This is a genomic window from Candidatus Binataceae bacterium, assembly GCA_035308025.1.
GTDB lineage: Bacteria > Desulfobacterota > Binatia > Binatales > Binataceae > JAJPHI01.
Window position 1 is genome coordinate 73,429 of sequence record DATGHL010000026.1, and the last position, 16,893, is coordinate 90,321.

14 protein-coding genes are annotated in these 16,893 nt (G+C 62.3%); 4 read left to right on the top strand and 10 right to left on the bottom strand.

Features of this window, described 5'->3' with window-relative positions; translation table 11 throughout:
* Positions 1-40 precede the first annotated feature (40 nt).
* The gene (locus tag VKS22_07325; protein ID HLW70417.1) at positions 41-385 is read left to right on the top strand and encodes a 4Fe-4S dicluster domain-containing protein; all 345 of its coding nucleotides are present in this window, start codon (positions 41-43) and stop codon (positions 383-385) included.
* Between the two features lie 44 nt (positions 386-429).
* On the opposite strand, the gene VKS22_07330 is transcribed toward VKS22_07325, so the two are convergent.
* Entirely contained in the window at positions 430-1,716 is a 1,287-nt protein-coding gene (locus VKS22_07330; GenBank protein ID HLW70418.1) for a BamA/TamA family outer membrane protein, read from the bottom strand.
* Between the two features lie 306 nt (positions 1,717-2,022).
* Here VKS22_07330 and VKS22_07335 point away from each other — a divergent pair, with 306 nt between their 5' ends.
* Complete coding sequence (locus VKS22_07335; protein ID HLW70419.1) at positions 2,023-3,714, top strand: thiamine pyrophosphate-binding protein; 1,692 nt, start codon at positions 2,023-2,025, stop codon at positions 3,712-3,714.
* Positions 3,715-4,024: 310 nt separating this feature from the next.
* Here VKS22_07335 and VKS22_07340 read toward each other — a convergent pair whose 3' ends face one another.
* Positions 4,025-5,533, bottom strand: coding sequence for a hypothetical protein (locus VKS22_07340; protein HLW70420.1), 1,509 nt, complete (start codon positions 5,531-5,533; stop codon positions 4,025-4,027).
* 92 nt (positions 5,534-5,625) lie between these two features.
* Here VKS22_07340 and VKS22_07345 point away from each other — a divergent pair, with 92 nt between their 5' ends.
* A complete protein-coding gene (locus tag VKS22_07345) occupies positions 5,626-6,066 on the top strand; it encodes a hypothetical protein (GenBank protein ID HLW70421.1) in 441 nt (146 codons plus the stop codon).
* Positions 6,067-6,098: 32 nt separating this feature from the next.
* Here the strand turns inward: VKS22_07345 and VKS22_07350 are convergent, their stop codons facing one another.
* The 7 genes from VKS22_07350 to coaBC form a co-directional block, all read right to left on the bottom strand.
* Positions 6,099-7,625, bottom strand: a complete 1,527-nt coding sequence (locus VKS22_07350; protein HLW70422.1) for a metallopeptidase TldD-related protein — start codon at positions 7,623-7,625, stop codon at positions 6,099-6,101.
* Positions 7,626-7,649: 24 nt separating this feature from the next.
* Positions 7,650-9,122, bottom strand: coding sequence for a TldD/PmbA family protein (locus VKS22_07355; protein ID HLW70423.1), 1,473 nt, complete (start codon positions 9,120-9,122; stop codon positions 7,650-7,652).
* A gap of 104 nt (positions 9,123-9,226) precedes the next feature.
* Complete coding sequence (locus tag VKS22_07360; protein ID HLW70424.1) at positions 9,227-10,426, bottom strand: CoA transferase; 1,200 nt, start codon at positions 10,424-10,426, stop codon at positions 9,227-9,229.
* A 91-nt stretch (positions 10,427-10,517) separates the two neighbouring features.
* Positions 10,518-11,327 (bottom strand): slipin family protein, encoded by an 810-nt coding sequence (locus VKS22_07365; protein HLW70425.1) that lies wholly within the window; start codon positions 11,325-11,327, stop codon positions 10,518-10,520.
* A 14-nt stretch (positions 11,328-11,341) separates the two neighbouring features.
* Positions 11,342-12,655, bottom strand: coding sequence for a nodulation protein NfeD (locus tag VKS22_07370; protein HLW70426.1), 1,314 nt, complete (start codon positions 12,653-12,655; stop codon positions 11,342-11,344).
* A 42-nt stretch (positions 12,656-12,697) separates the two neighbouring features.
* A complete protein-coding gene (locus VKS22_07375; GenBank protein HLW70427.1) occupies positions 12,698-13,507 on the bottom strand; it encodes a uracil-DNA glycosylase in 810 nt (269 codons plus the stop codon).
* Between the two features lie 39 nt (positions 13,508-13,546).
* Entirely contained in the window at positions 13,547-14,788 is a 1,242-nt protein-coding gene (gene coaBC / locus VKS22_07380) for a bifunctional phosphopantothenoylcysteine decarboxylase/phosphopantothenate--cysteine ligase CoaBC (protein HLW70428.1), read from the bottom strand.
* Between the two features lie 291 nt (positions 14,789-15,079).
* Between coaBC and VKS22_07385 the strand changes: the two genes are divergently transcribed.
* Positions 15,080-16,321, top strand: a complete 1,242-nt coding sequence (locus VKS22_07385) for a DUF1329 domain-containing protein (protein ID HLW70429.1) — start codon at positions 15,080-15,082, stop codon at positions 16,319-16,321.
* A 22-nt stretch (positions 16,322-16,343) separates the two neighbouring features.
* On the opposite strand, the gene VKS22_07390 is transcribed toward VKS22_07385, so the two are convergent.
* Positions 16,344-16,889 (bottom strand): nuclear transport factor 2 family protein, encoded by a 546-nt coding sequence (locus VKS22_07390; GenBank protein HLW70430.1) that lies wholly within the window; start codon positions 16,887-16,889, stop codon positions 16,344-16,346.
* Between the last annotated feature and the right edge of the window lie 4 nt (positions 16,890-16,893).

The window sequence follows — 16,893 nt, forward strand, 5'->3', positions numbered from 1 at the left end:
CGAAGCCGATCTTTCCGAATACCCTGCAAGCGTATCCAGCATGGCAACAATAATAACTGAGGAGTGCATCAACTGCGGCGCCTGCCTGCCGCGATGCCCAAACAACGCAATCTATGTCGGCGGTGCGCCGTGGGAGAGGGACGGCACGAGCCATCCGCCGATCGCTGAGGACATCTATTATATCGCGCCGGAAAAATGCACCGAGTGCGTCGGCTTCTTCGACCATGAGGAATGCGCCGCGATCTGTCCGGTCGATTGCTGCATCCCCGATCCGCAGATTCCCGAAGCTGAAGCGGCGCTGCTCGAGCGCGCCCGCAGCCTTCATCCGGACGTCCGCTTCGCGACGCCCTTCCCTTCCCGGTTCAGCGCCACCGCGAAGTCCTGAAAAGGGTGGGTCAGGACGCGGGCCCTGGCCGGGGACTGGTTATTCTAGAAGGGATAGTTGATGCCGGAGAAGACCGCGGCGCCCTCGCCCCCATAGCCGACATCGACGTAGCCAGCCACGAACGGCTCGGCAATCCCGCGAAAGCCGATGCCGCCGACCGGATGGAGATCGGTTGCGGGATCCTCAGAGAGCTTACGGAAGACGCGGCCGGCTTCGGCAAACGGCGCGATTTCGGCGATAGCATGAGTGCCGACTATATCGGTGTCATAGACCCGCGTACGGAACTCGAAATTAGCGACTGAAAGATTGTTGTCGGTGAAGCGGCCCACGCCATAGCCACGCAAGGTTTCCTGATCGTAGAGCAGGCTGTCCTCACCGCCGAGTCGCGCCATTGACCAGAACGGCGTCTCGCGGCCGGCCGGCGTGTACTGGATATACGCGTGCGCCGCGATCGTCAGACGCGGCATGACGGTCCAGTAATGGCGGAAGTCTGTGCCCATACGGTTGTATGAGACGGAGCTCAGAAATCGCCGATCAGCGTTACCCTCATAGAGCGTGATGAGGCCGCCTGCGCGCGGGATGTCAACCGAGTCGCGCGTATCATAGGTGGCGCGGATTTCGTTGTAGATTTCGGAGCCGCCGTTGATGCCCTTGACCTTGGGATAGAGCGCGGTGGTTTGGGGGAGGGAATTAAAGGCGCCCTTCAGAATCCTGACGTAGCGCGGGCGCGCGACGATGGCGAGTTGCAGGTTCTTCGTAATGTTCCAGCCGAACTTGCCGCTCACGTAGACCTGCTGAGTGGTGTAGTTGCTCTGGCCGCTTTCGCGGGAATCGTTGCCAATCCCGAAAAAACGTTCGGTAGGATCGCGCTCGAAGAAGATGCGGCCCTCGAACGACCACCATTTCTCCAACGTCCTGCCGGTGGCGTAATCCAAATCCACTTGACGCTGGATAGTCTGGTGCGCCTCCGCGAGCGCGTACCACTGGGTATCGGCCGAAGGGTAAGCGAAGTAGCGCACTGCGCCGCCGGGTCCGAGGTCGGTATTGTCGTTGATGTCGGGGGCAAAGATGCTGGTGATCTCTTTATGTTGATTCTCGAAAAGCGCGGCGAACAAGACACCGAAGGTGACGCCGCCGTTGGGATCGGTTGCGACCTCAGGAATCGGAATCAGCGTAAAGGGCCAGTTAGCCGGATTGAGCGGCGCGGGCCACGACGACGGATTATAAGGCGGCGGCCACGATTGCGGTTGCATCAAGCTGAACGCAAACACCGGAAGGGTTGCGCCAAAGAAAATCAGCGCAACCAGGACCGCTCGGTAAAAGCGCTTCATCAAGCGAGAGCGAGCTCCATCACGCGGTGTTGAAGCCCGATGCGTTTCGGCATTCGATGGTTCTTCGGCACGGCCTAACAAGATACAAGTTACGGCCTCAGGATCAACTACCTTACGACGGATTGGCGTCAGGGTTGTTCGGTCGAACGATTTCGTCCACGCGCCGGCTCGCGGTTTTCGCTCGCCTGGGAAATGTGTCAAGATTCCCTCGAAATCCAAGCGGCGCGCACGCCCGGTAGCCCCAGCCCTACGGCGCGGCATCCCAAAGTGTCTGTGACCGCACGGCATTACCCAGGAGGACTTCCGATGGCCAAAGCAGACGGCGGCGAACTAGTCGCGCGAATTATGCGCGAGAACCGCGCGCGCTATTGTTTCGCGATCAACGGCGGGCATCTGTTCCCGATTCTCGCGCAATTGCGCAGCCACGAGATCAAGCTCATCCATATGCGTCACGAGCAGGCAACGGCCTACGCTGCCGACGCCTATGCGCGGATGACGGGAGAACCCGGTATCTGCATGGTGACGGCAGGATGCGGATTGACCAACGCGGTGACCGGCCTCAGCCTCGCCGCGATGACCAACAGCGCCGTGGTCTGCGTCTCCGGGCAGCATCCGAACACGGAGGATCATCAGGGCTCATTCCAGGAGGCCTACGGTTCCGACATTCTGCGCAGCTTCGCGAAGTATACGAAGCGCGTCACCGACTGGAGCACGATCGAGTTCGACATGCGGCTGGCCTTCCGCGAGGCGATGACACCGCCACAGGGCGTCGCTCTGGTGGAGATTCCGCAGAACATACTTTATGCGGGCGGCGAGGACTCGAAGCAGCGTGCGGGCGGAATGCCGTTCACGCTCGACGACACGCGCTCGGCGGGCGATCCGGCGAAGATCGACAAAGCGGTCGAGATGCTGCATGCGGCCGAGCGGCCGCTGATCGCCGGCGGCGACGGACTGTTCTGGTCGCAGGCCGCGGCAGAACTTAAAGAGTTTGTTGAACTTACGAATATTCCGGTCTATGCGCGCCGCGCCGGACAGGGTTCGGTCTCGGAAGAGCATCCGCTGGCGATTCGCGGCGCCTTCAAGAAGCCCTTCACCGGCCGCGCCGACGTCGTCCTGACGCTGGGCTTCCGCTTCTGGAGCGGCGAGCATTTCGGCCGTCCGCCGACCTGGAATGACAAGGCCAAGTACATCCAGGTCGATCCGACCGCGAGCCGGATCGGCTGGCAGGTGCCGGCGGAGATTCCGATCGTGGGCGATCCGAAGTTGGTGCTGCGCCAGATGATCAATCGCATCAAAGAGGCGAAGCTCGACTTCTCGAAGAACCGCAACTCGAGCTGGGTCAAGGAGCTGGCGGAGGTGCGTGGAAATTTCGACCGCCAGGTGGTCGAGGGGGCGAAGAAATTTGCAACCAATCGGCCGATTCATCCGGCGCGGCTGACGCGTGATCTGGTTTCGGTGCTCGACAAGAATGCGACGGTAGTGATCGACAGCTTCACGCTCTCGGGCTGGATGTCGCAGAGTTTCGTCTGCCGCTTTCCGGGCTCGGTGATTGATGCCGGACCGCTGGCCCCGGTCGGCCACGGCTTCGGGATGGGTATCGGCGTGCAGTTGGCGCGGCCCGGAGCGCAGGTCGCACTGGTGATGGGCGACGGCGGCCTCGGGATCGGCGGCTGGGATATGGAGACGGCGGCGCGCTACAAGCTGCCGATCGTCTGCGTCTTGTGGAACAACAGCTCGTGGGGCCCGAGCTTCGAGGCGATGCCGATGCTCAAGGATCGCACCGACCCGTTCAACATGCTTCAGGAGATTCGCTACGACAAGATCTTCGAGGAGATGGGCTGCCACGGCGAGCACGTGACGAATCCCGACGACATCACACCGGCGCTCGAACGGGCCTTCAATTCGGGCAAACCGGCGGTGGTGAGTATCGTCGGCGACAAGACGGTTGGCCATCCGACCCTCGGCGGCAATCTACTGGGCTCGACCGGCTCGAACTAGAACACTAGAGGAGCCAAAGACGGAGCGAGCAGGCGAGTCTTTACCTTGGCCGCGCCTCGCGGACTCGGCCGCCCCCCGGAGCTGCGTCAAGATTCTTAATCAGGCGGCGGGATACGTGGAATGCGCATCCCGCCGCAACTTTTAGAGATTCCCCAGTTCTACTTCCGCTGCGGCCGAGATTCGTCACGCAGCAGCTTGCAGACTCCCCTCGTCATTGTGCTTCTCAGCGGATTGAAGGATCCGGGATTCTTCGCTGCGGCAGCCTTCGCTCAGAACGACAGAAGTGGCTTGTGCAAAGAATCCCTATGGTTTAGCGGGCGCGGACCTCGACCAGGCGGAAGCGCTTGAGCAGACGTGGATAGCAGGAGCTGATCTGCTGCAGCGAAGCCGACGGCAATGCGGAATCCGCAATCAGAATCGGTTCCGGTCCGCAGGCGATCGTCCATACGCGCGAAGCCGGATCGAGCTGTGCGCGCGCGCCGACGAGGCGTAGACGCTGCGGCTGATCGAGGTAGTAACGCAGGACCATCAGGGGCTCGAGCGGGACCACGGCGACCTGCCGACCCGCGGGCGTCGCAGCGACGGCGAAGCGCGCCGCCTCGCGCCATTGGACGTCCTCGGGATTGCGCCAGTGATGATGTAAATGCGCGAGCGATTGTCCGACGACCAGTATCGCGATCGCGTAACGTAAAGCTGCGCCGCGCACCGAGGCGATCCCGATCGCAGCCAGCACCAGAAAGGCGACGAGGCTCGGCAAGACGTAACGCTCGACCATCAGCGGTGTGATCGCATACGACACGATTTCAATCAGGCCAAACGGAATCACCAACCAGCACAGAATGAACAGGACGCCCAAGCGATGCGTACTGCGCTGACGCCAAGTCGCATACAGCGCCATCAGGGTCAGCGGCCAAAAGGCCGCGTTGCCCGTCAGCACCATCAAGGCTCTGACGGGCCACCACGGCGGCTGCGGCTCGATCGTCCCCAGGACGCCGGCATGAAGGGCGCCCAGCGCGGCACGCACGTCAACGATGCCAAGCGGGATAAACATCGCCGCCGCCAGAATCAATGCAGCCCCAGGCCGCGTCACGGAAATCCGGCCGAGCACTTTGCGAGATTGCGATGGCAGCCATAGAAGAGCTAGCCAGAGCGCTTCGGCGGCAAAAAAGCCGAGCACAATGAAATTGCAGGCGGTCGCAAGCGCCGTGAAAAAACCTGCGGCAATAACATTGGCGGCGCCGCGACGGCGAGATGATCGAATGAAAAACCAGATCTGCGCGAGCGTCGCGATCAACATCAATGGGTACATCCGGGCAGTGCGGTCAGTCGTGATCATCCGGAGATTGCAGGCGAACAGCAGGGCCGCGAAGGCCGCGGCCAACTCAGGGCTGAGGCTGCCGTCAGCGTCGTCGAGCGCGGCGAGAAGCTCGCGCACTGTGATGAAGAGCACAAGAATCGTCAGGGTGCCGAGCAGAGCGGAGAGCGTTCGCATCGCCCCGACACGATCACCCACTGCGTCGATCCAAAGATGCAGCGCAACGTCATAGATTCCGGCCTTGCCCGGATTGAGCTGCTGGCTGAGCGCGAAGCTGCCCGCGACGGTCGGCGCCGCGGCGGCGGTCCATGACGCCGCCTCGCCCCGGCTCATTTCGTCGGCGCCAAGCCGATAGAAGCGCAGGCTGCCGCCGAGAATCACGGCGACGATCAGGATCGCCAGCGTCGCGCGGCGGTCGGAGTCGGCGCGCGGAGCGGGAGACGCGGAAGTATCGGCGAGCCTCGGTAGTTGCAGGCGGCGCGCAAGCGCTTCGCGGATCGACATGGGCGTTGATGCTACTATCGCAACGATCTCATTTCATGTTACCGGCACGGTTTTCCTCATGCGTTCGCGCTGCGGCTCCCTTGTGCTGCGCGGTGTGGTTGGCGTTAGCCGGCTGCCGTCACACGACACATGAAACTGCCGTCATCTGTCCGGCGGGGGCGACTCTGAAGGGCGCCGCGCCGCCCAACGGGCGCGAGCTTTGGTGCGAGAAGATCGTCGATGGCGCGCCGGTCAAGGACGGACCGTTCATCGTCTACGCTGACGGCGGCGGAAAGCTGATCGAAGGAACCTACCGCGACGGTGTGCAGGAAGGCGAATGGACCACCTGGTACGAAAACGGCCAGCGCTCGGCGGTGGATTATTTTCATCGCGGCCTGCAGGACGGTCCACATCTGAGCTGGTACGCCAACGGGCAGAAGGCGATCGAGGGTAATTACCGCGCGGGCAAACGCGAGGGCGTCTGGACCCGTTGGGATCCGTCCGGGCTCACCAGCAGACGCGAGAGGTACGCGGCCGACAAGGTTGAGCGTTAGTGGTCGGGCGGAGCGGGTTCGGCTGGATCCGGCTAGTGCGGATTGACGGCGGATAGCGTGAGACCTTCGACCGCGATCGCGGGCATGAAATAGGCTTCGGGCGCGCCCCAAACGATCGCCGCTTCGGACTTTTTTCCAACCGCCAGCGGCTTCGAGAAGATCTGCTCGATATTCGCATTGATGCGCAGGCAGTTGGGCGCCAGCGGCGCCGCGAGCTTGCCGTCGCGGATGACCCAGGAATCGCCGCTGATCGTGCAAGTGAAATCGCCGGCGCGCTGCCCGTTGATCGGATAGGTGTACCAGACGCGGCCGACGTAGATGCCGTCGCGGACGGAGGCGATCAGTTCCTTTTCATCGACGCCGCCGCGCGTGCGCATGATCACGTTGGTGCCGGCGGCGCCCGGATGGGCGTCGAAACGGCGCGCGCCGCCTTCGCCCAGGCGATAGGCGCTCACGGGCGGAAAGTCGAGATTATCGATGGCAGCCGCGGTACCGAGTTTTTCGGCGCGATGCTCGTCGGAGAGCAGTCGGTGACGATCGTAATAGTTCGAGAGCAGCCCGATCAGTTTGCCTTCGCGGATGATCTCGGTGGGAGACGCGGGCAGACCCTCGCAGGTGATGCGGCGGCGGACGGGTCCGATTTTCGCCTGCGGATCATCGATCAGGTTGAGGCGGGCGTCCATCACCTGAGCGCCGAAGCGGCCGTGAAAGGCTGAATTCGCCGCGTGGAAAGCGCCGGTGGTAACAGAGCCCATCACGACATAATTGACGATTTCGGCCAGCGGCTGCGGCCCCAGCACGACACGATAACTGCCGCCCGCAAGCCGTTCGCCGTGACGCAGGTCGAGCGCGCGCAGCACGGCGTCGCGTCCCAGGTGCGCGCTTACAAGTTCCATCGCGGCTAACGTCGTCCCGATCGCGGTGGCGGTGCCTTTGGCTTCGAGCGATTCGATCAGGGCCGTAATCGAAGAGAGGAAAAAGGCGTTCTCGTCGGCCCGCACGTCGGCAAAGGCCGAGCTGGCGAGCGCTACGCGATCGCGAATCAACGATAGGTCGCCGCCGATAATCAGTCCAGGATGGGCGAGCTTCAAGGGCGCGCGTTGATCAAAAGTCGCGAGCGCGCCGGCGAGGATGCTCCAGGCAGCGTGTGCGATTTGGCCATCTCCGGTCGTGATCAGATCGCTTGCGACGCCGGCGGCGCCGGTGGAAAAGCTGCGCGGCTCGGCGGGCAGGCCCGGGAAATGCGGATCGACCAGCAACGAATTACGCGCCTTGGCCAGCGCGTCACGCACCGATGCCGGACTGAAATCTCCGGCGATGGCGGCGAAGCCGGCTTCGTGCGCGTCCCGCCGCATAACGATTCGTATGGCGAAGCCGCCCGCGTTCAGCGATTTCAACTCCTCGACCCCGCGCGAAGGTATATCGGAGGTGTAATTGAGGCGGGCGACACGATGCTCGGCGCTGGAACAATAGACCTCGTGTGCGGCGATCTCCTTGTCGCGCGCGATTAGTGCAGAAGCCGTGTGTGCGAACTGCTTCAGCTCGTTGAGGCTGTGCATTTTCAGTGACTGGGCGCGCGGGCGTCAGCCGCCGCCGAGTCGCGCGCGCGAACGCAGCGTCGGGCCGCCGTTGGACATGCGCTTGACCTGCATCGGCTGACCCTTGCCGCAATTCGGGATGGCGAAGAGGCGGAGGTCGTTGCCGACCCCGTCGATATTCATGAAGTAGCGCTTCGAATCGCTCATCAGGCTGCCCGCGCGATAGAGCCGGCCCAGGCGGCCATGCTCGATCGCGTACACGCGGCGGGCGGAGATGCGGAAATTCTCGCGCGATTCCGCGATCGAGGGAATCTGGTTGCCGCAGACGTAATAGCCGCGCTCGACGTCGGCGATCATCGCCGCGGGATCGCTCGCGCCGGGCATAAAGAAAGTGTTTGACATCCGGATGAGTGGCATATGCCAGGCTTCGCTCGCGCGCGACGAACCGTTGGGTTCGACGCCGAGCGCCGCGGCGGTGGCGCGCGAATTCAGAAAGCCGCGGAAGACTCCGGCCTCGACGTGCAGCTTGCGGCGCGCGCGAGTGCCCTCGTGGTCGTAACGATAGTGACCGAACCCGGCAAGAGTCGGATCGGAACAGGCCCATAGCAGCGGTGAACCGATCGGACGCCCGATTTCGTTCGCCGCGAGCGAGCGCAGCAGCCAACTGCGGCCGGCGTAGGCGGCTTCCATCTTGAGCGCGCGGTCGGCCTCGCAGGGATGGCCGATGATCTCGTGAGCGACCAGGGCGTTGAAGTGCGGATCAGTGACGACGACCACTTCATCGTCGGGCGGCTTGAGCGCGGGTGCGGCGGCAAGCTCACGGGTTTCCTTGCCCAACTCCAGCGCGAAGGTGTGCAAATCCGGATGGGGCGATAACTCGTCGCGCGAGCCATCGGCGAGGGTCTCGAAGCCGCGCTGATCGCCGATCACATCCCAAGTCTCCTGATGGCCGTCCGCAGTCTGCGCCACAATGTAACAATCACCCTGCGAGAAGGCGAAGGCCTGCGAGATGATCGACCCGGCAGAGTTGACGAAAAGCTCGTGGCGGAGTTCAGCGAGCGCCGAAACTGCATTGAAGGCGATCTCGTTGCCGAGACCACAGACTGCGGCGGAAGCCTCGCGGCAGGCGCGATCCAGTTCGCCGTGGTCGAGGCCGCGCGGATCGCACACATAGGTCGCGGCGGCGTTGTCGCACTTGGTGGAGGGCTCGACGAGATCTAGCGCCATCAGGTTCGCGGCCTTAGCGCCGAGAAGTTTCAGCGTCGCGCTTTTTTCACGCAGGTCGGCACGCGCGCGCTCCAGGGCTTCGTTGAGGGCGCTGTTCAAGGCCGCAGCCAGCTTGGTTTTGCTCAGCGCGAGACGCCCGATCTCCACACCGGTAAAGCCGCGGCCGACGACGCTGTCGCGGCCGGCGCAATGCACGCGCACACCGAAGGCGGCGGCTTCGCTCGCCGAACTGTCGCGCGCATCGCCGTCGCTGGCGGTAGCGGTGCGGGCGAACATTGCCTCGAAACGCATCTCGGCGTAGGTCGCGCCGCGATGGGTCGCGACCAAACGGCGCAGAGCGGAAGGCGCGGCCCCCTTGAGGAACTCGATTGCGGCGAAGATATCCGGCGGCGGGCTCAGATGACGCCCTGCTGACTCAACTGATCAAGGTCCGCGGCGGTCATGCCGAGCATCTGTCCATAAATTTCGGAGTTGTGCTGACCCAGCAACGGAGCGCTTTTGACCTCGACCGGGGAATCCTCAAGCCGCACCGGACATCCGGGCATCGTGAATTTGCCGCGCACCGGATGGTCGATCGTAACGACCATCCCGCGTTCCCGCATGTGCGGATCGTTGAGCAGCTCGACGGTATCGAACACCGCGCCGCACGGGACACCCGCTTCGCCCATCATCCGCATCACGTCATGCTTGGTGTGCTGACTGGTCCAGCCTTCGAGGATGGCGGTAAGCTCGTCGAAGTGCTGGATGCGTTCCTTGCGATCGCTGAAGCGCGGGTCAGTAAGCACATCGGGGCGGCCGATCGTGTTCCACATCGCGTTCCACATCTCGGGCGAAGTGGCGAGCATATAGACGTAGTCGTTGGGACCGCCGGGCGCGCATTTGAAGGTATCGCCGATGATGCCGGCGCCCACGCGGCTGCCGTTGCGGACGACCGGCTCGTGGGTCAGATGGGTGGCCATCATGGGGACGCGGACGAAATTGAAGACCGCTTCCTGCATCGCGAGTTCGACCTTTTGCCCCTTGCCGGTGGCTTGGCGCTGTATATACGCGGCAAGGATGCCGATCGCGGCGTGCATCCCGGTGCCGGTGTCACCGATCGTGGGACCGGGCCGCAGTGGCGGCGAATCGGGATAACCGGTCAGTGAAAATGCACCACCGGTCGCCTGCGCGATCATGTCGAAGCTCTTGTACTTGCTGTAGGGACCGAAGGTGCCGAAGCCCTTGATCGTCAGGTAGATCAGGCGCGGATTGATCTCGCGCAAGCGATCGTAGCCGAGGCCGAAGCTTTCTAGGGTGCCCAGCGAGTAGTTCTCGCTCAAAATATCGACTTGCTTGACCAGCGCGATCAGCATATCGCGACCGCGTTCGGATTTGAGATTGAGCGTGATGCTGCGCTTGTTCGCATTGAGCAGCATGAAGTAATGGGAATCGACGCCGGGCTTCTCGGTCAGCATCCAGCGGCCCTGCTCGCCCATCTTGGGCGGTTCGACCTTGATCACCTCCGCTCCCAGCCACGCCAGCATCTCGGTGCACGAGGGCCCGGCCTCGAATTGCGTCAGATCAAGAACCTTCACTCCCGCAAGTGCTTTTTCCATTTCCGCTCCTCCAGGCTGAACAAATATCCGTCGGCGCCGCTTCGATCTTGTACCGCCATCCATGAGTAACGGCAAGGCGACCGACTGCGGTCTAGGTCGAGGTTTTGGGATCGATGCTGACGATGGGCGGTGGCGGTACGGCTGCGGGCGTCGAGCCGGCGGCGAATCTGCGGAAAGGCTCGAACAAATCGATCGGCAGCGGAAAAATGGTCGTCGAGTTATGCTCGGTCGCGATCTCGGCGAGCGTCTGCAGATAGCGCAACTGCAGAGTGATCGGATTATGGCTCATGATCTCGGCTGCCTCCGCCAGGCGTTGCGCAGCCTGATATTCGCCCTCGGCGGCGATCACTTTGGCCCGGCGCTCGCGCTCGGCTTCGGCCTGCGCCGCGATCGCGCGCTGCATGTCCTGCGGCAAATCGATGTTCTTGAGTTCGACCAGCATCACCTTGATGCCCCAGGGTTCGGTGTTCAGATCGATAACTGATTGAATCTGGGCATTCAGCCGGTCACGCTGACTCAACAGATCATCGAGATCCGTCTGGCCGCCGACCGAGCGCAGCGTGGTCTGCGCGAGTTGCAGGGTCGCATACAGATAATCCCGCACCTCGGTCACGGCCTTTGACGGATCGATCACGCGAAAGTAGAGCACCGCGCTGACTTTGACCGTGACGTTGTCTTTGGTGATCACATCCTGGGAGGGGATTTCCAGCGTGACGGTGCGCAAATCGATGCGCACCGTGCGTTCGAGGATCGGCACGATAAAGACGACGCCCGGTCCGCGATAGGCGCTTAACCGCCCGAGACGAAAGATCACGGCGCGTTCGTATTCATTGAGAATTTTGAGTCCGCTTAAGACCACGATGATAGCGATGAAGGCAACTACGCCTGCGCCGATTGGCATTTTAGCTTTCTCCCTTAGCGCTCTGCGCTGACCACGAGTTCGAGGCCGTGCACGGCCGTTACACGCGCGCGGGCGCCTGCTGCAATCGACACATCCGAGACCGCGCGCCAGAGTTCGCCATGCACGAACATGCGCCCGGGCGCTCCCGGTGCGATCGCTTCGCGAACCACGCCGATCTCGCCGATCAAGCCCTCGCGACCAGTCTGCGCGCGTCCGCGCCGCTGAGCTATCGCGATGTAGCCGACGCCCAGGATGACCGCGCTCATCGCCACCGCCGCCCCCCAGATAATCCCGCCGTTGATTCCGAGATTAGTCTCCGAGCGATCGACCAGCAGGAATGATCCAATTACGAACGCGGCCACGCCGCCCATCCCAAGAACGCCGTAGCTGGTCAGGAAGACCTCGGAGATCAGCAGTGCGACGCCGAGAATCATAAGGAGCAACCCCGCCGCATTGATCGGGATTACGTCGAAAGAAGCGAGCGCCAACAACAGGCAAATCGCGCCGAGCACGCCCGGTAGAAAAACCCCCGGATGAGCGAACTCGAAGTACAGGCCGAGCAAGCCGGCGATCATCAGGATGTACATCAGATTCGGATCGGCGAGGTGGCTCAGGAGCCGATCGCCGAGGCCCATCTCGCGGCGGCGCACGAGCGCGTCGGCGAGTTCGAGCTTGACGGTTTGGCCGCCGGCAAGCTTGACCTGCCGCCCCGAAGCTTGCTGCAGCAGGCTGTCCAAATCCGGCGCGACGATATCAATCACGTGCAGCTTGAGCGCTTCGTTCTCGCCAATCGCGACGCTCTTGCGGACGGCGTCCTCGGCCCAGGATTCGTTGCGACCGCGCTCGCGCGCGATCGTTTTGGCGAACGACGCGGTGAAGTTCTCGAGCTTCTGGCCCATCGCGCCCGGCACGTCGTCTCCACCCATCTCGACCGGATGGGCCGCGCCGATCGTCGTCCCGGGCGCCATTGCGGCCAGGTTCGCCGCCTCCGTGATGAAGGTGCCGGCGGAGGCGGCGCTGGCGCCGGCTGGAACGACATAGACGATCACGGGGACAGGAGAATTGAGTAGGCTCTTCACGACGGTCCGCGCCGAAGTCAGCAGTCCGCCCGGCGTATCGAGCTCGATAACCAATGCGGCGGCGTGGTCAGCAGACGCGCGATTGATCGAGTCGTTGATAAAGTCGGCAGAGGCTGGGTTGATGGCGCCGTCTACTACGATCAGATCAACCACGACCGGCGAGGCGGCCTGCGCAGCACCGCTGACAAAGATGATTGTAAGGAACCCCAGGACCAGGGCGAGCGCTCGCACATGAAGTAATCGCTTCACGTCGATGTCAGGTCGCGCTTCATTTTCGCATCGCGCCCCGCATCAGGATCGCGCACCGCGCCCTGGAAGCGCAAGTTCGAGGGCTTTCATAACCTCTTGAATGTCCCCCCACACGAGTCGTTTGTCGGCGGGGTTGCGGAGCAGATAGGACGGATGAAACGTCGGCATCATGCGCACGCCGCGCACGCTCTGCCAGACGCCGCGCAGCTTGCTAATCGGTGTCTTGATCTTGAGCAGCGAGTGCACGGCGAAGGCGCCGAGACCGACGATGACGCGAGGCCGGACCAGATCGATTTGGCGGAACAGAAAAGGCTCGCAGGCCGCGACTTCGTCGGGCTCGGGATTGCGATTCTCCGGCGGCCGGCACTTGATCACATTGCAGATGTATACCTGCGCGCGCGTCAGGCCCATGCCGCGCTCGATGATATCGGTGAGCAGTTGGCCGGCGCGGCCGACGAAGGGCTCGCCCTGCGCGTCTTCGTCAGCACCCGGCGCCTCGCCGACGAACATCAGCTCGGCCTTGGGATCGCCGACGCCAAAGACCAGATTGGTGCGCAAGGGCGCCAGCTTGCAGCGCCGGCAATCGCCGATAAACTCGCGCAATTCGCCGAGGTCGGCGGCACGCGCGAGTCCCGGATAGAGCTCGGCCGCAGCGGGCACTGTCTCAAACATGACTGGCGGCGATGGCGGTGCTTCGGCGCGGCGCGGCTTCAGCGGCATCGGGAGAGGAGCGGCCGGGACGAATCGACCTGCGGGCACGCCTTCCAGCCCTTCTTCGCGCAATTGCTCGAGGTAGTCACGGAGCGAAGCGAGGATCGTCGCGCGATCAGACGGGCACCCAGAGCTGTTCATTACCTGTGTTTCGCGCTCACCGATAGTAGTTGCGAAGAACTACTTTTGCCGCGCGGCGCGAGGAGGATTTTTTATCTCAGCCTTCGCCGCGCGCAGAGCATTCAAGCGGTCAAGAATCACGTCGGCGACGTCATCCTTCAGCAGTTTGGGAGTTGTTTCAATCTGGCCGTTCGCACTAAGCATCGTCACGATATTAGTATCGACGGCGAAGCCCGCATCGCTGCGCGAAACATCGTTGCCGACAATCAGATCAAGCCGCTTGCGCCGGAGCTTGTCGAGAGCATTGACTTGAAGATCCTCGGTTTCCGCGGCGAAACCAATCAGGATGCGTCCGGCCTTCTTCGCGGCCAAGAGTGGCAGCTCGTCGGTGATAGGCGCGAGTTCGAGTGTCATGCCGGCCGGGTTTTTCTTGAGCTTGCGCAGCGCGGGTGCCTTCGGGCGAAAGTCCGCGACCGCGGCGGCCATGATCAGGACGGAGCTCCAGGGAAAGTTGCGCGAGGTTGCACCGAGCAGCTCAGCGGCGCTGGTGGTATCGATCCGCTCGACCCCATGCGGCGTCGCCTGCGCCGACGGTCCCGCCACCAGCCGCACCTGCGCGCCGCGTCGCCACGCGGCGCGCGCGATCGCGAAGCCCATCTTGCCGGTCGAGCGATTCGAGACGAAACGCACCGGATCAATTGCTTCCTGAGTCGGCCCAGCGGTCACTAAAATACGCTCCGCCGCGAGGTCGTGTGGGGTGAGCATCCGCGCGAGTTCCTCGACGATCACCGCAGGATCGGTCAGCCGACCCCGGCCTTCGTAGCCGCAGGCGAGCGCGCCCGCGCCGGGTTCAATAATCGTGGCCCCGCGTGCGCGCAGCTTATGCAAATTATCGATGACCGTCGGATGCGCATACATGTTGAGATTCATCGCCGGCGCGAAGGCCACCGGGCAGCGCGCCGCGAGCAGCACAGTGGTTACGATATCGTCAGCGATTCCGACGGCGGCCTTTGCAATCAGATTCGCGGTTGCGGGTGCGATCACCAGCGCGTCGGCGCCGTCGGCAAGCCGGATATGTCCGATCTCGGATTCTTGCGTCAGGCTAAAAGTTTCAGTTGCGACCGGATTCAGGCTGAGAGTCTGCAAGGTCAACGGCGTGATGAATTCGGTTGCGTTGCGCGTCATCATGACGCGGACCCGCGCGCCGGCCGTGACGAGCAGGCGGATCAGTTCCGCCGATTTGTAGGCGGCGATGCCGCCGCAGACTCCCACCACGACGGTCTTGTCTCTGAGGGCGCGCATTTCACGATTTTAGCCAAGGGATTGGGCGAAAAGAAGAGACCATGCTTAGGACTTGGACCGCACGGAGCTTGTGAAAATGCGCCTGACTCGCGATACTGCGCGCAACTTCGGTCTGGGGCCGTTACGCCCCCACGTCAGTAATTTTGGGATGGTGCTTCAATGATCGGAAAGTCCAAATTCCTAGCGACCCTTATGAGCCTGTGGGCTCTCACGTTGTCGTCTGCGCTTGCATCCGCCGAGTCCGCGAGCCAAGTCACACCGGGTGCTGGCGGATCATTCAAAGGCGTTATCGTGCAGAGCCCGGCCGATAGCGGCACAACGAATCAAACGATTCCCCCCGGCACCAGTATCACGACGCAGAACTGGCAGCAGTACCACGGCTTCATGTCGGACGGCTTGCAAGCGCTGTTCGCCGGAAAATACTTCTGGAAAATTAGCGACGGGATGCAACTCAATCTAGGCCCCACACACATCAATCCGCCGCCGCGCAGCTACATTGACGCGACCGAGAAATACTCCAGCCAGGTCAAACTTGTCGAGTTGCCTAACGGCGGCTTGACGCTGGAGAATTATCAAGGCGGAGCGCCATTCCCTAATCCTGAGGATCCGCACAAGGGCTGGAAAATCCTGGCGGACCTCTGGTACCGCTACTTCCCGAATACGTCAGTGATCATGCACGGCGGTGGATGCTCGATTGACCGCGCCGCCGATGTCAATTGCACCGCGGGTGATATTGTCTATCGGCAACTGAATTACAATACCGATCCGGGCGTGCCGATGGCGGTTCCCGGCGGCGTCGACAAATTCTATACGCAGTGGTACATGCTGGTCGAGCCTGAACAGCAGCGCTACACGGCATCCCTTCAGATCGTATACACAGACTTAAAGAAAGATGAGGACATCTACGCGTTTGTCCCAGCGTTGCGGCGCTATCAACGGGTGTCGACGCTCGGACGGTGCAGCATGGTTTCGGGCGTCGATATTACAGAGGAAGATTATCGTTCCGGGTTCGACTCTAACCTGACGCAACTCAAAGTTGACTACTTGGGCGAGAAGAAGATTATCGCGCTGATTCTTCCCAAGATGCCGGACGGGAAATTTCCGGACTATCTAGACCTACCTCTCGGATGGCCGAAGCCGTCGTGGGCGCAGTGGCAATTGCGCGATACCTATGTAATCAGCGTCAGCAAGTTGCCGTCGGAGAGCAGCAACTACTGTTACGGCAAGCGCGTCATGTACGTTGACAAGACCACTTTTGCGCCGCTGTGGGAAGAACTGTACGACGCGAAGCTGCGGCCGTGGAAGATCGTTGGGCTATTTCTGGCGACGACCGACGTGCCCGGAGTAGGCAAGGTCGAAACCTCAGGATCTATTATATATGCTTTCTGGGATATTCAGAACGATCACGCTTCCTTCGTTGCTGACCCGACGGAGATTCGCTATCCATACTATGCAAACAGCCAGGTGCCGCACGAATATCTGGATCTCGACCGCTATACGACACCCGGCGGGCTTGGCATGATCATGCGTTAGCGAGCGATTGCGGGGCGTTGCTTCAGTCGCGTCGGGCGCGGGTGATCAGTTGATTCGAGGGCAGCGAGGAATCAACGGCCTTGCGGGCGGATTCGATGCCAGCAACCGGCAGGTGGGCCGAATCGAGCAAGCCGATCTGGACCAGCACAGAAGCTTGATCCCAGTAGATATGCTCGTGGGCGATCAGGCCGTCGCGAAATTCAACGATCACCACGAGCGGAACTTCGACGCGGCGGTGGGTGGGAGCGACTCCCGGCAGCATCCAATCCATCTCGAGGGTGTGGGTGAACTTGAAGATCATCTCGTCAACGATCCGGTCATCGCCGATCGTGCGCGAAAGCGGCGTGATCGTCGTGTCAGGGGGCATCCGCGGGATGAACCGCCGCGAGTAGAACTCGCGCAGCGCCGCTTTGCCGTTGCCGCCCGTCAGCACTGGGATGTGATTGACGTAGGCGTCGGCGGCCATCGTGGCTAGAGTGACTTCAATGTCGCGAGCGGTGAACTCGCCGCCGAGGTGACGCTCCCAGAGTTCGGTGAGACCACCGGGATTTTTCTGAGAGCTAGTCATTAGC